This window comes from Raoultella sp. (assembly GCF_039594335.1).
Taxonomy (GTDB): Bacteria; Pseudomonadota; Gammaproteobacteria; order Enterobacterales; family Enterobacteriaceae; genus Klebsiella.
The window spans coordinates 1-14,532 of record NZ_JBCNNS010000110.1 but is presented as its reverse complement, the minus strand read 5'-3'; the positions used below and the strand labels follow the sequence as shown (position 1 = coordinate 14,532).

16 protein-coding genes are annotated in these 14,532 nt (G+C 55.4%); 12 read left to right on the top strand and 4 right to left on the bottom strand.

Annotated elements, in window-relative coordinates; genetic code table 11:
• The 7 genes from ACZAHD_RS17180 to ACZAHD_RS17150 form a co-directional block, all read left to right on the top strand.
• A partial coding sequence (locus ACZAHD_RS17180; protein ID WP_462457850.1) for an aldehyde dehydrogenase family protein occupies positions 1 to 1,128 on the top strand: 1,128 nt, incomplete at its 5' end.
• 79 nt (positions 1,129 to 1,207) lie between these two features.
• Entirely contained in the window at positions 1,208 to 2,134 is a 927-nt protein-coding gene (gene glsB / locus ACZAHD_RS17175; protein ID WP_462457849.1) for a glutaminase B, read from the top strand.
• 8 nt (positions 2,135 to 2,142) lie between these two features.
• On the top strand, positions 2,143 to 2,502 hold the full coding sequence (locus ACZAHD_RS17170) for a DUF4186 domain-containing protein (RefSeq protein WP_462457848.1): 360 nt from the start codon (positions 2,143 to 2,145) through the stop codon (positions 2,500 to 2,502).
• Positions 2,503 to 2,614: 112 nt separating this feature from the next.
• Entirely contained in the window at positions 2,615 to 4,039 is a 1,425-nt protein-coding gene (locus tag ACZAHD_RS17165) for a GGDEF domain-containing protein (protein WP_462457847.1), read from the top strand.
• 78 nt (positions 4,040 to 4,117) lie between these two features.
• A complete protein-coding gene (locus tag ACZAHD_RS17160) occupies positions 4,118 to 4,645 on the top strand; it encodes an N-acetyltransferase family protein (RefSeq protein ID WP_462457846.1) in 528 nt (175 codons plus the stop codon).
• 102 nt (positions 4,646 to 4,747) lie between these two features.
• On the top strand, positions 4,748 to 6,199 hold the full coding sequence (locus ACZAHD_RS17155) for a tagaturonate reductase (protein ID WP_462457845.1): 1,452 nt from the start codon (positions 4,748 to 4,750) through the stop codon (positions 6,197 to 6,199).
• A 292-nt stretch (positions 6,200 to 6,491) separates the two neighbouring features.
• A complete protein-coding gene (locus tag ACZAHD_RS17150) occupies positions 6,492 to 6,932 on the top strand; it encodes a GNAT family N-acetyltransferase (RefSeq protein WP_462457844.1) in 441 nt (146 codons plus the stop codon).
• A gap of 239 nt (positions 6,933 to 7,171) precedes the next feature.
• Here ACZAHD_RS17150 and tam read toward each other — a convergent pair whose 3' ends face one another.
• The 3 genes from tam to ACZAHD_RS17135 form a co-directional block, all read right to left on the bottom strand.
• Positions 7,172 to 7,936 (bottom strand): trans-aconitate 2-methyltransferase, encoded by a 765-nt coding sequence (gene tam / locus ACZAHD_RS17145; protein ID WP_462457843.1) that lies wholly within the window; start codon positions 7,934 to 7,936, stop codon positions 7,172 to 7,174.
• A 175-nt stretch (positions 7,937 to 8,111) separates the two neighbouring features.
• Positions 8,112 to 8,402: a hypothetical protein gene (locus ACZAHD_RS17140; protein ID WP_213900697.1), complete on the bottom strand. Its 291-nt coding sequence runs from the start codon at positions 8,400 to 8,402 to the stop codon at positions 8,112 to 8,114.
• Positions 8,403 to 8,630: 228 nt separating this feature from the next.
• Positions 8,631 to 9,821: an MFS transporter gene (locus ACZAHD_RS17135; RefSeq protein WP_462457842.1), complete on the bottom strand. Its 1,191-nt coding sequence runs from the start codon at positions 9,819 to 9,821 to the stop codon at positions 8,631 to 8,633.
• 201 nt (positions 9,822 to 10,022) lie between these two features.
• On the opposite strand from ACZAHD_RS17135, the gene ACZAHD_RS17130 reads away from it, so the two are divergent.
• The 4 genes from ACZAHD_RS17130 to ACZAHD_RS17115 all read left to right on the top strand — a co-directional run bounded on the left by ACZAHD_RS17130 (position 10,023) and on the right by ACZAHD_RS17115 (position 13,174).
• Complete coding sequence (locus ACZAHD_RS17130; RefSeq protein ID WP_462457841.1) at positions 10,023 to 10,469, top strand: VOC family protein; 447 nt, start codon at positions 10,023 to 10,025, stop codon at positions 10,467 to 10,469.
• Positions 10,466 to 11,011 carry a GNAT family N-acetyltransferase gene (locus ACZAHD_RS17125; protein ID WP_462457840.1) on the top strand — a complete coding sequence of 182 codons (546 nt, stop codon included), beginning with the start codon at positions 10,466 to 10,468 and terminating at the stop codon, positions 11,009 to 11,011. Before ACZAHD_RS17130 ends, ACZAHD_RS17125 begins: the two co-directional genes overlap by 4 nt.
• Before the next feature lie 141 nt (positions 11,012 to 11,152).
• Complete coding sequence (locus ACZAHD_RS17120) at positions 11,153 to 11,773, top strand: LysE family translocator (RefSeq protein WP_462457839.1); 621 nt, start codon at positions 11,153 to 11,155, stop codon at positions 11,771 to 11,773.
• A gap of 225 nt (positions 11,774 to 11,998) precedes the next feature.
• Positions 11,999 to 13,174: a YbfB/YjiJ family MFS transporter gene (locus tag ACZAHD_RS17115; protein WP_462457838.1), complete on the top strand. Its 1,176-nt coding sequence runs from the start codon at positions 11,999 to 12,001 to the stop codon at positions 13,172 to 13,174.
• Here the strand turns inward: ACZAHD_RS17115 and ACZAHD_RS17110 are convergent.
• Entirely contained in the window at positions 13,171 to 14,013 is an 843-nt protein-coding gene (locus ACZAHD_RS17110) for a LysR family transcriptional regulator (protein WP_462457837.1), read from the bottom strand. The genes ACZAHD_RS17115 and ACZAHD_RS17110 overlap by 4 nt on opposite strands.
• Positions 14,014 to 14,104: 91 nt before the next feature.
• On the opposite strand from ACZAHD_RS17110, the gene ACZAHD_RS17105 reads away from it, so the two are divergent.
• The coding region (locus tag ACZAHD_RS17105; RefSeq protein WP_462457836.1) for a nitronate monooxygenase at positions 14,105 to 14,532 on the top strand (428 nt) is incomplete at its 3' end.

The following is a 14,532-nucleotide window of genomic DNA, read 5'->3' as shown; positions in this document are numbered from 1 at the left end:
GGCGAAGTGACGAAATCCGCGAATCTCTGCGACTGGTATGCGGAACATGGCCCGGCGATGCTGGCGACCGAAGCCACGCTGGTGGAAAATGACAATGCGGTGATTGAGTATCGTCCGCTGGGCGCGATCCTCGCCATTATGCCGTGGAACTTCCCGCTATGGCAGGTACTGCGCGGTGCGGTGCCGATTCTGCTGGCGGGGAATAGCTATCTGTTGAAACATGCGCCGAACGTGCTGGGTAGCGCGGCGCTGATTGGCGAGATCTTCAATCAGGCTGAACTGCCTGACGGCGTTTTTGGCTGGGTGAATGCAACGAATGACGGCGTCTCACAGATGATTAACGACTCGCGTATTGCCGCAGTGACGGTCACCGGCAGCGTACGCGCCGGGAAGGCGATTGGCGCGCAGGCCGGTGCGGCGTTGAAGAAATGCGTCCTTGAACTGGGCGGTTCCGATCCGTTTATCGTCCTGAATGATGCTGACCTCGACGCCGCGGTCAACGCCGCGGTGATTGGCCGCTATCAAAACACCGGACAGGTTTGCGCCGCTGCGAAGCGTTTTATCGTTGAGTCCGGGATTGCCGATGCCTTCAGCAAAAAATTTGTTGCCGCGGTTGAGGCGCTGAAGATGGGCGATCCGCGTGATGAAGCCAACTATCTTGGGCCGATGGCGCGTTTCGATCTGCGCGACGAACTGCATCAACAGGTGACGGCCACGCTGGCTGAAGGGGCGACCTTGCTGCTCGGCGCGGAGAAAATCGCCGGGCCGGGCAACTACTATGCGCCAACGGTGCTAGGCGACGTCACGCCGGAGATGACCGGATTCCGTCAGGAGTTGTTTGGTCCGGTGGCGACCATTTCCGTGGCGCGAGACGCAGACCATGCGCTGAGGCTGGCCAATGACAGCGAATTTGGTCTGTCGGCAACCGTGTTTACCGCCAGCGTCGATGAGGCCGGGCGTTTTTCTCGCGAACTGGAGTGCGGTGGCGTCTTTATCAACGGTTACAGCGCCAGCGATGCCCGTGTGGCGTTTGGCGGAGTGAAGAAGAGCGGATTTGGTCGCGAGCTGTCTCACTTTGGCCTGCATGAGTTCTGCAATATCCAGACTGTCTGGAAAGACCGTCGCTAACGGAAGACGCCCCTGACGATCGTCACCCCGCTCTGTTATACTCGCAGCCCGAAGTTTGACGGCGGGCAAGGAGCCGGGTGTGGCGACGGTCATTAATAATACAATGCTGGAGACGATTCTGGCTGAAATCAGGCCGCTGATTGGGCGTGGCAAAGTGGCGGATTATATTCCGGCGCTGGCAAGCGTCAGCGGCAATAAGCTTGGGGTGGCGATTTGCACGGTGGATGGACAACACTATTCTGCCGGCGATGCCCACGAGCGTTTTTCCATTCAATCCATCTCCAAAGTGCTGAGCCTGGTGGTGGCGATGAACCACTATCAGGAAGATGAGATCTGGCAGCGGGTGGGGAAAGATCCTTCCGGGCAACCGTTCAATTCGCTATTACAGCTGGAAATCGAGCAGGGCAAACCGCGTAACCCCTTTATTAATGCCGGCGCACTGGTGGTCTGCGATATGTTGCAAAGCCGACTGAGCGCGCCGCGACAGAGAATGCTGGAAATCGTGCGTCGTCTGAGTGGGGTGACGGATATCGCCTATGATCCGGTGGTGGCGCGTTCGGAGTTTGACCACTCGGCACGCAATGCCGCGATCGCCTGGTTGATGAAATCATTCGGCAACTTCGACAATGATGTCGCGACGGTGCTGCAAAACTATTTTCACTATTGTTCGTTGGAAATGAGCTGTGCCGAACTGGCGCGGACGTTTCTGTTTCTCGCCGATCGCGGGGTGGCTCCGCATCTGGATACCCCGGTGATTGCCCCAATTCAGTCGCGGCAGGTGAATGCCTTAATGATGACCAGCGGGATGTATCAGAACGCCGGCGAGTTTGCCTGGCGCGTCGGGCTGCCGGCAAAATCTGGCGTCGGCGGGGGGATTGTCGCGATCGTCCCGCAGGAGATGACCATCGCGGTGTGGAGCCCGGAGCTGGATGCGGCCGGTAACTCGCTGGCGGGGATCTCGGTGCTGGAAAAGCTGACGCAACGCCTGGGAAGGTCGGTATTCTGATGGAGAAGATGGATTATGTATTTGCCCGCCTCCAGCGTTCGACCTTTCGATCCCGCTTTCATCTTGGCATCAAAGAGCGGCAGTACTGTGTCGATAAAGGGCCGCAGACCATCGACCAGCACGCAGCGGATTTTATTGCCCGCCGCCTGGCGCCGGCGCATATCCCGAATGACGGTAAACAGACGCCGATGCGTGGGCATCCGGTGTTTATCGCCCAGCATGCCACCGCTACCTGCTGTCGGGGCTGCCTCGCGAAGTGGCACGATATTCCCGCCGGGCGTGAACTGACAGGCCAGGAGCAGCAATATGTGGTGCAGGTGATCCATCGCTGGCTGGTTATCCAGATGAATTCTTCCGCACGCCAATAATGCGCATTTATCCGGCATGGGGATGCTGGATAAATATTCTCATGTTATGATATTCCGCTAACTAATTATTAACATAATAATTGCCTGAAACAATTAGACGGATAATCACTGAATGTCTTCACTGTCGATTCGGCTATTCACGCTGTTTCGTGAGGAACACCCCGTGCGTGACGCGCTGGTGTTATTCACCTTAACGTTGATGCTCCATTTTTTCGGTGCCATGCTGCGTCTGGTCCAGGAACTGTCTTTTTTCTGGCCGCTGAATGCCGTGATGGTCGGGATCTTCGTCCGTTATGTCTGGCTCAATCGTAGCTATTTTTATGCAACCTGTTTTGTGGCGATGATAGTGTTCGACGGTCTGACCTCACGCTGGGGGATGGGTTTTGCCTCGCTGCTGATTAATTTCTCGAATATTGTCTTTATTGTCAGCCTGGCGCAGCTATTGCTGTGGGATAAGCGGCGGACGGATTCGATGCCAGGGCCCATTAATGTACTGCATTTGTTCTGCTACTGTCTGCTGGCGGCTTTCCTGAGCGCTGCCGTGGGGGCGCTTGGCTCAATGGATGTCGAGCGGGAGACATTTCTCCCTTTGTTGGCCGATTGGTTTAGCGAACAGTTCTCGACGGCGGTGCTGATCCTGCCGTTTATTCTGACGGTGACGATCCCATCGACGTTCAGCGGTTTCCGCTGGAGTCAACTGCTGCCGGTGATAGTGCTGGTGCTGTCCATTATTCTTGGCGTCGCTGTGGGGGGCGCCGAAAGTATTACTTTCCCGCTGCCTGCGCTGATCTGGTGTGCGATTCGTTATCCGCTGCCGCTGACCTGTCTGCTGACTTTCCTGACGGGCATCGGTGAGATCCTGCTGGTGGCAAACGCGTTAGTTCATCTCTCTCACGATACGCATCTGCAGCCGTGGCAGCTGTTCTCGACCCGGCTGGGCATTGCGGCGATGTTAATTAGTCCGGTGATTGTCGCCGCCAGTGTTGACGCGATTAATAACCTGGTGAAACAGCTGGCGCTGCGAGCTGATTTTGATTTCCAGACGCGGGTTTACTCGCGTTCCGGTTTGAGTGAGGCGCTGAAACGCCAACCACAATCAGAAACGCAGCATCTTACCGTGATGTTGCTGGATATCGATGGCTTTAAGCGGGTTAATGATAGCTGGGGTCACGAGTGCGGAGATTGCGTGCTGTCGCAGTTCGCCCAGCGGGTACGCGATCTGGTGGGTGAGCAGGGACTGGTGGCGCGAGTTGGCGGGGAGGAGTTTGCTGTCGCCATGCTGAGCGCGACGCCGCAGGAGGGTCAACTGCTGGCGGAGAAAATTCGCCAGGGCGTGGCGGAGCAAACCTTCGTCTGGGGGCCGCACAAGATCAAGCTGACCCTGAGTCTGGGCCTGGAGTGCCGTCCGGTAGGTCGCGGACGGATTACCGAACTGTTTAATCAACTGCTGATGGCTGCCGATGATTATCTTATTAACGCGAAGAAAGCCGGGCGTAATCGGATTTGTACGCCGACGCTGGCGGATAATCAGCAATAAGAAAATGGGATGACAATTCCGCTTGAGTTAAATATTAGTTAAAAACATAGTGATGTGGTCAATTTCATGGAGTGACCAATGACCACATCCTTCTCTCTCCGCACGCTGTCGCGTGCTGATATTCTCGAAAACCTTTCCCCACTGAGCGATATTCTGGCCGATTGCGTTAACGGCGGTGCCTCCGTCAGTTTTATGCTGCCTTTTTCGCTGCAAACCGCGCAGGCGCTCTGGCTGCGCATCGCCGAAAGCGTGGCGGCCGGGGAGCGTCTCGTACTGGTTGCCGAAAATGCCGGGCAGATTGTCGGCACGGTACAACTGGTCATCGAACAACCGGAAAATCAGCCCCATCGCGCCGACGTGGCCAAACTTTTGGTTCACCAAAATGCGCGACGTCAGGGATTGGCTAATGCGCTGATGAATTACCTGGAACAGCTTGCCCGCGAGCGGGGGAAGTCGGTTCTGATGCTGGATACGGCTACCGGCAGTGGTGCAGAACGTTTCTATGTCCAGTGTGGCTGGGAAAAAGCCGGGGAAATTCCGCGATATGCTTTAATGCCGGACGGAACGATGACGGCGACCTCACTGTTCTATAAGATCCTGCAATAACCGAGACGGGTTTGATCAAAACACGGTTTTACTCATAGAAAAGCTGCTAAGTTATTACACCAATTTCTCAGGTTGTATGACCACTCTATGAGGGAACCTATTGTGAAAACATTAAACCGTCGTGATTTTCCCGGCGCGCAGTATCCTGAACGTATCATCCAGTTTGGTGAAGGTAACTTTCTTCGGGCGTTTATTGACTGGCAACTTGATTTGCTGAATGAGCATACCGACCTCAACGCCGGCGTGGTGATTGTGCGCCCTATTGAAAGCGCTTTTCCCCCCTCGCTGAGTACCCAGGATGGGCTTTACACCACCATTATCCGCGGTTTGAACGAACAGGGTGAAGCGGTCAGCGATGCGCGTCTTATCCGTTCGGTCAACCGGGAAATCAGCGTTTATGCTGATTACGACGCGTTCCTTCAACTGGCGCATAACCCGGAGATGCGGTTTGTGTTTTCCAATACGACTGAAGCCGGTATCAGCTACCACGCCGGCGATCGGTTTGAAGATGCACCAGCGGTGAGCTATCCGGCAAAACTGACCCGTCTGCTGTATGAGCGTTACAGCTACTTCGCCGGCGCGGCAGATAAAGGTTGGATCATCATTCCTTGCGAGCTGATCGATTATAACGGCGAGGCGCTGCGCGATCTGGTGCTGCGCTATGCCCATGAATGGGCGCTCCCGGTAGCCTTTATCACCTGGCTGCAGGAGGCAAACGCCTTCTGCTCAACGCTGGTGGACCGTATCGTGACGGGCTATCCGCGCGATGAGGCCACGGCGATCGAAGCGCAGTTGGGTTACCAGGATGGTTTCCTCGCCACCGCTGAACATTTCTACCTGTTTGTTATCCAGGGGCCAAAATCATTGGCCGCTGAGCTACGACTGGACAAATGGCCACTTAATGTTCTGATTGTTGACGATATTAAGCCGTACAAAGAGCGGAAAGTGGCGATTCTTAACGGCGCACATACCGCGCTGGTGCCGGTTGCTTACCAGGCAGGGTTGAATACTGTGGGTGAAGCCATGAACGATCCGCAGATTTGTGCCTTCGTCGAGAAGGCGATTTATGCCGAGATTATTCCGGTGCTCGACCTGCCGCGCGATGAACTGGAATCTTTTGCCCGTGCGGTGACAGGGCGTTTTCGCAATCCGTATATCCAACATCAACTGCTCTCCATTGCGCTAAACGGCATGACCAAATTCCGTACCCGCATTTTGCCGCAGCTGCTGGCAGGGCAGGAGACATCAGGTAAACTACCGGCGCGTCTGACGTTTGCGCTGGCGGCATTGATGACCTTCTATCGCGCAGAGCGCGATGGCGAAAGCTATCCGGTGCAGGATGACGCGCAATGGATAAACCGTTTCCAGACGCTGTGGGCGCAACATCGCGATGCGCAGCTCACCACCCGTGAACTGGTGGAAGCGGTGCTATCGGTGACCTCCCATTGGGAGCAGGACCTGACACAGGTTAACGGCCTTGTTGAACAGGTGGCGCGAGATATCGACGCGATTGTGCAGCACGGAATGCGCGAAGCGGTGAAACCGTTGTGCTGAACTAAAGATTGTTAATACAAAGTGACCCGGCTAAGACCGGGTTATTGATTAGTTCGATTTAGTTACAACATACTATTGGTCTGAATAAGAACACTACCAGTCTGTGACACAGCAAAACGTCTATCGCTTAGCAGCGGAAAATGCAGTTACAGATAAAGACGAATAAGGGAAAATTGTGCCTCTGCTGCTTGAAGAAATTTTAGGCCAGGAAAATAATGGGTTATCGTAACGTTAATGCGTAAATCGTACGCCCGCGTAACCCTTACCGTCCGGGCGTCAGGAGATAAAATTAATGATTGTTGATATTCGTGAAGTCTGCGCACAAGACAAATCACAATGGCTGCAGCTTTGGGATGGCTATACCTCTTTTTATGGCAGCCCACAGCCCGCCGATGTAACGGAATATACCTGGCAGCGTTTGCTGGACCGTAGCTCCCCGGTTCTGGGCCGTGTGGCCGCGGTTGACGATCGCGTGGTGGGGTTTGCCATTTGCGTTCTTCATGAAGGGACCTGGGTGAAAACCCCGATTTGTTATCTGGAGGACTTGTTCGTTGATCCTCCGTTCCGGGGCCGCAGCATTGCCCGCCAATTGATGCAGGCGCTACAGGCGGAAGCTAAAGCGCAAGGATGGTCGCGTCTTTACTGGCATACGCGCACCGACAATCCGGCCCGTCGACTCTATGACGAATTCACTCCTGCTGATGATTACGTGCGTTATCGCATCACCTGTTAAACAGGTCCAAAGAAGAGCCGTTGTTCAGCGTCGCCTGGCGGCTGAAAACAACTCAGGAGAATCAAAAATGGAAAAACGCATCGAGACCGCCATTAACCTGATTATGTTTCTTTCGCTGCTGGCCACCGCGTGGGATCTCTCGCTGGTGCACCATCTTTCCTGGTAATCACGACAACAAAAATAACGCTGACGTCCGGCGACACCGCATTAATTAACGATGCCACCGGACGTGTCCGCCATCAGATGCGCGGTTGGCGCTGGGCGACGATAAACAGGCGTGGGAACAATAGCAACACCTTTCCGTTACACTGTAACGGATAATGCTGCTGCAACAGCGCCAGATAACGCTTCAGGAAAGCCTCTCGCTGCCCGCTATCAAGCGGTTGCAGATACGGACGAAGTCCCGTCGATTGCAGCCAGTCGATAATCGCCTGGTGCGACTCCAGCGGGTGGTAATAGGTCGTTCGCCAGATATCCACGTCGCAACCACTGGCGGTGAGAATATCGTAATACACCTGCACGCCCGGTAGCGGATGACGTCCGCTCCCCGGGAAACCGAGCTCCTGCGCCACTTGGCGCATCAGCGTATGGGACGGTTCCTGCCAGTTGTCCGGCATTTGTACTGCCAGCATGCCGTTATCCGCCAGTTGATTAACCAGATGCGGGAACAGAGTTTCATGATTCGTCAACCACTGGAGCGATGCGTTGGCATAGAGAAGATCCGCCGGCCGTTCGGGTCGATACTCGCTAATATCGGCGGCGACGAAGCGGCAGGTGGGCAGCGCCCGGGCAGCGTCATCAAGCATCGCCGGCGAACTGTCGACGCCGATCAGCGTCGCTTCCGGCCAGACCTGGTGGAGCAAAGCGGTGCTGTTACCGGGCCCACAGCCCAGATCGACGGCGAATGTGACGGGATGCTGTGCAATACGCGCGACTAATTCAGCGGCGGGGCGTGTACGTTCAGCACCAAACTTCAGATACAGAGAGGGATTCCAGTCGGCCATGGGTGACTCCGGGTAAAATATACGCATTCATCAGAATAGAGGGCAATGCCGGCAGAGCAAACGTCTTTTGCGCGGCATGAAGAAATTGTCGCTATTTTGTGACAACGTCACCTGAATGTGGGGGCGGCAAACGTGCCTCAGGGATGATGCCGGGGAGCCCGGCATGTGCAGACGGTTACTCGCTCTCCTTGAGCGCTTCGGCGCGTTTGGCCGTGGCATAGACGAAATCCAGCATCGGCTCCAGATCGGTGTCATATCCGGCCTGGATAATTTTACCGCGTAGCCATTCGATTTCGCTGGTGATATCCGGGTGGAAGATATTATTGTCCTGAGCTTTACGCAGCCATTTCAGCAGGAAGTTGTTTTTTCCTCTGATGCCCCCGGATTTTTTTGATTTCCCATGAATTTTCAGCGCGACTAAGATGCAGTAATAGAAATGAACGCGCTGATTAAAGCTTTGATGCATTTGCGTATTTCCCGCCAGGCTCAAGAACTCACCGTCGTGGTCAGTGATTTGGATTGGGTTACGTCACGGGTCGGATCTTTTATTAGACGATCTCTGTTATGCCACCCGCCACGTCAGTGCGCCTGTAACCAGACGTGACAAGGATGTTGGCACGGATGCCGAATCACAGTCAATTATTGATTAGTTTTTTACTGGGACCGGCAACCTGCGGCTGCCGGAGACCATCGGTCATACGTGTCGCAAACTGACGCGTAGCCGCAGGTAAACACGTAAAACCAACAAGAATGCCAGCATAACGACCACTGCGGCCAACAGATAAATCGTATCCAGAGCATAATAACCGGCGACCCAGCCAGCGACGGGGCCCGTCAACCCCAGCGCTAAATCGAGAAAGGCCGAATAGGTTCCCAGCGCCGTCCCCTGGTTTTGTTCTTCAACCTGCCTGACGGCTTCCACGCCCAGCGCCGGGAAAACTAAAGAAAAACCGGAACCGGTCAGCAGCGCGCCGAGGCCGGCTATCCACGCGGAAGGCGCGAGCCAGATAATCACCAGCCCGAGACATTCGACAACGAAGCAGACCAGAGAGACACGAATGCCGCCATAGCGGGTAATCATATTACCCGCCACCAGACGAACGCAGATAAATCCGGCGCTGAACAGCGAAAGGGTAAATGCCGCACCTTGCCAGTGATGCGCGGAAAAGTAGAGCGTTATAAAGGCGGCGATAACCCCGAACCCCACCGTCCCCAGGGCCAGACCCAGGCCGTAAGGCCAGATTTTGCGTACTACCACGTTAAACGGCGCCCGAATGCCGGTGGTGACGCTGACATCCTGGCGCGTACGGGCAAAGAGCAGGCCAACCAGGGCCACCAGAACGACCACGGTGGCAAAACCGCTGATACCAAAGTAGCTGTTCAGCATCACGCCGAGCGGCGCGCCGACCGCCATCGCTACATAGGTGGCTACACCATTCCATGAGATCACCCGTGGAGTATGTATCGCGCCCACGGTTTTAATTCCCCACAATGTGGCTCCCGTCGCGGTAAAGCTTTCACCGACGCCGAGAAAAATACGGCCAATCAGCAAAGCGCTAATCGCCAGCAGCGGCAGCGATTGCAACGTCACGGCAATGAGCGTGAACAACCCGCTCAGCAGACAGCAGACGATCCCAAGACTGACGACTTTTTTCGGTCCCCAGATATCCGTATAGCGTCCGGCGTGCGGGCGGCTGAACAGCGTAGCGATGTACTGCAAGCTGATAACAACACCGGCAATGAGCGTACTGTATCCCAGTTGGTAATGGATATATCCAGGCAAGACAGCGAGCGGCAGGCCAATAGAGAGATAGCAGATACAGGTGAAAACGACGATCGAGATAATACGTAGATTGAGTTGAGTATTACTGACTGAAGAGGTCATAACGTCATGGTATTTCAAACGGAGGTATGAGCAGCATAGCGCAGACCCGGTCATCCAGACGAGCACAGGATGCGTTTTCCCACTGTTTTAGCCAAACTCACCAAAATTTGCGTTGGGACAAGACGAATCTGTGCAAGTCAGCGTATTCAATGTATAAATTTTCTGCCGAGTCTATTTCTGTGTTCACCCTCGGGAGGGAAGATGCCAAAAGATTTCACCGATATCGCCGTGTTGTTTGTCGCAGGATTTGGTCCCATCACGCAGAGTACCGTGCTGAGCCATGCTTTTTATGGCGAGACGTTAGGTTTACCGCTGAAACGGATAGCGGGTAACGATGACTATCTGCTGACCGGGCAGGATGCGCTGGCGGGAGTGAAACATTTTGCCCTCTGGCCGCTGGCTCAGGCGGCGACTTCCTGCTTTGGCAGTGAACAGTGGCCGACAGATTTGCCCGTCCCGCAGGCATGGATCGAATTTGAAGTGCGCGATATTCAGATCGCCACCGACGTGCTGATCGCCAAAGGATACCGGCTGCTGATCGCCAACCGGGAAGAACCATGGGGTCAGACCGTCACTCGACTGCTGAGCCCGGAAGGTCTGCTGACGGGGGTCACGATTACGCCCTGGCTGCGCGAGGAGGTTCCGTGAAAGCGCCACTCTTAACCACCGACGGGTTGCGGCTGGTCCCGCTGGTAAAAGATGACGCGTCTCAGATTCAGGCGGTCTTCCCGCAATGGGAAATCGTGCGCCATCTGGCGGCCAGTTTTCCGTGGCCGTTCCCGGACGACGGCGCGTCTCATTATGTGAACACGGTTGCTTTACCGGCTGCCGAAAAGGGTCGCGGCTGGTTCTGGACGATTCGCCGCCATGCCGCTCCAGAGCAGCTTATCGGCCTGATTACGCTCTCCGACCAGGCGGATAACAATCGCGGATTCTGGCTGGATCCGGTCTGGCAGCGTCAGGGTTTGATGACCGAAGCCTGCCGCTGTGTGACCGATTTCTGGTTTAACTCTCTCCATCGCCAGGTGTTGCGTGCGCCAAAAGCCCGTGACAACGTGGGGTCGAGGAGAATATCCATGAACAGCGGTATGCGCCTGATTCGCGTAGAGAAACAGCAGTTTATCGCGGGCATGCTGGATGCGGAGTTGTGGGAAATCACCCGGGACGAGTGGAACCGCCTGGTGCGCTGAAGAACGATGCGGCCCGTGACCACACTGGCTATGGGCTCCGGCGAAAGCCATCACGCCCACGTCGCGGTTGATCTACGTTTTTTGATTGCCCGCGCGGGCCGTTTTCCATAAAATCAGCTCTTTCGCTTTCGGAGAGAGAACATGTCCGTTGCCGATGCTCTGCTGGCTTATTCCTTAGCCGCGTTACTTCTGACCTTAACCCCTGGCCTTGATACCGCGCTAATCCTCCGCACCTCAGCCGTGGAAGGTGGCAAAAAAGCCTTTCAGGCGGCCCTGGGTATTGATACCGGTTGTTTTATCTGGGGGGCGATCGTCGCTTTTGGCTTAGGTGCGCTGCTTGCGGCATCAGAAGTGGCCTATAACATTCTGAAATGGTGCGGAGCGGCCTATTTATGCTGGCTAGGCTTTCAGCTTCTGCTGCGTCCACGTCAGACCTTTGATACCCACCAGCCTACCGCGCCTTCTACCAGCAACTGGTTTTTAAAAGGGATGCTCGGAAATGTTTTGAATCCCAAAATGGGGGTATTTTACGTCTCCTTTTTGCCGCAGTTTATCCCCGCAGGACACTCACCGGTTATCTGGACCTTCCTGCTGGTCGCTATCCATGTGTTAATCGGTACGCTGTGGTCATTAACGCTGATCCTGGCAACCCGTTACGCCTCCGGACTGCTCAAAAAACCGCTCTTTATCCAATGGATGGATCGCACCACCGGCGGAGTATTTATGCTCTTTGCTGCCAGACTGGCTCTCAGTCATCGCTAACCGTCCTGGGGAGTCGCATACTCCCCGAATTTATCCGTCGCGTTGATCACCACACTTCGCTGCTCAGCGAAGCATCTTCTTCAGGTTCCTCTACTTTGACAGCAGACGGCGGCCTGCGATCTGCGTATCTTGCGGGCCTGCCTCTTTCTTACCATAATGAAAAGAGAATGATATTTAAATATTATTCTCTTTTTGATATTTAATGCGGCGAGGCAGGATGTGAATATGACAAAGCAACGGCCGGAACGACAGGCTTTGTGGCTGGCGTTGGCCGGTTCAGTGGTGCTGATTATCGGCATGGGTTACGGGCGTTTTGCCTATACCGGGATTCTCCCGGTCATGCTGGATGAGCAGATTCTGTCGCTGCGGCAGGGGAATCTGGCCGCATCGGTCAACTATGCGGGCTATCTGGTCGGGGCGTTGCTGCTGTCGAAAGCCCGGCCGACAGACAGCACCCGCCTGACTCTCGTCTCGGTGGTCTTCACGTTAGTGTGCCTGGCGCTACTGGCGTGGGTGAGGTCACCCTTTGCGATAATGCTTATTCGGGGGCTGGCAGGAGTGCTGAGCGCCATGACGCTGATCGCTGCCTCGCTATGGCTTCTCCAGCAGATGAAACACCCTCATGGTGCGCCGGTACTCTTTTCTGGCGTTGGGATGGGGATCTTTTTATCCGCCGAATGTATCTCGCAGGCAAAATACGGGGCGCTCTCCAGTCCCCAAATCTGGCTTATCTGCGCCGCGAGCGCGACGATCCTCTTTTTACTGGTTGTGCGCCTGCTGCTGACGCCGGCTGATGAGACGCAGGTCAGGCCGCAGCAGTCACTGGCTGTAACTGAAACTGAGAAGGAGGAAAAAACCGCCGATGCCTGGCGATTACTGGCGATATACGGTTTGTCTGGCTTTGGTTACATTATTACCGCGACCTACCTGCCGCTGTTTTTATCCGCTTCGCTGGCGCAGATCGATCCCGTGCAAATCTGGGCGCTGTTTGGTCTCGCGGCGGTACCTTCATGCTTTATCTGGCACAAACTGGTGATCAGGCAGGGCTTCCGGCGGGCGCTGACCACCAATCTGCTGATACAGGCCGTGGGTGTTGTGCTGCCGGCTCTCAGCCAGGGAATACTCGCTTGCCTGCTCAGCGCGCTGCTGGTCGGTTTCACCTTTATGGGCACCGTTACCATTGCGCTTGCGGAAGCCAGAAGGCTGAATCAGCGGGTAAAATTCAATATGATCGCGGCGATGACGGCCACTTACGGGGTAGGACAGATTATCGGGCCCTGCGTCGCCGGGACGCTGCATAGCCTGACGGGTTCGTTTAATCCCTCACTGAGTGTGGCGGCAGCGTCCCTGTTTCTGGCTGCGGGGCTGGTTGCGGTCAGGTCTGCGCACGCGCGCCATTAAAACGATGCGGCTGACGTCAGCAACTGCCGCATTTCACTGAGCGCAGGGGACATAGATTCCCGGCGCCAGATTAACTGAGTCTGCACCTGCTTAACCGGCTGGATCTGGCAGTTGTCAGGCAGAGTCAGGATATCGATAACGCTTTGCGGCAGGATAGCGCTATAACCGCCGGACGCAATGCAGGCGATCATGGCGTGATATGAGCCCACATCCTGAACTTCGACGCGCTTGTCGGCGGCGAAAAACGCTTCCCCGATCGCCCGATAGGTGCAGCCTTTGGGGAACGCGGCGAGCCTACTCTCCGCGGGAGCCGGTGGACTCACCAGCATCAGCTGCTCGACAAAAACGGGGATCGCCTCGATATCCATCGGGCAGACGAGCTCACCTTCGGGGCTCACCGGTAGACTGACCAGCGCGCAGTCGAGGACGGCACGCTGCACCAGGTCGGTCAACTGCTGCGTCGGCTGGGTATGCAATGTCAGCTCGACCTGCGGACAGATCGCGCGGAACTGCGGAAGAAGGTCAATAAGGCGACTGGCGGCAGTTGCTTCCATGGACCCCAGGCGCAAGTGCCCGCCAGGCTTCGTCGGGTGTAGCGCTTGTTTCGCCTCTTCGGCAAGGCTCAGTATTCTTAGCACGTAGTCGAGGAACTGTTTTCCGGCAGAGGAGAGCTCCATTTTTTTATTGCCCCGCACGAACAGCTCAACATCAAGCTCTTCTTCCAACTGCTGAATGCGCGTGGTGATGTTCGATTGCGCCCGGCCCAGCTTTTTTGCTGCCTGGGTGACGCTTTGCTCTTCCGCGACAATTTTAAAGATCAGTAACGTGGCGTGGTTCATATTTTTCTTCTAAATATAGAAATGATATTGATCTTAACATCTCAAAAAGAGATGTTAAATATTCAGTATCACATATTTGAACAGGATAATTATGCGCAATCGCTTCACGCAGAGACTGAATATTGCTTATCCCATCATCCAGGCACCGATGGCTGGCGTCTCAACACCAGAGCTGGCCGCTGCGGTAAGCAACAGCGGAGGGCTCGGCTCTCTGGGGCTGGGAGCATCGACCGTTTCCCAGGCTGAAGCGCTGATCGCGCGTACCCGGCATCTGACCACGCAGCCCATCAATGTCAACCTGTTTTGCCATGCGCCGGCACGCCGGGACCCGCACACCGAAGCACGGTGGACCGCGCTATTACGCCCGCTATTCGCTCGTTTCGGCGGTGAGCCCCCCGAGACGCTGACTGAAATCTATCAGAGTTTCCTTGAGAATCAGCTCATGTCCGAGCTGATACTGGACCTTGCGCCTGAAGTGGTCAGTTTCCACTTTGGCGTGGCGGATAAGACATTGATTCA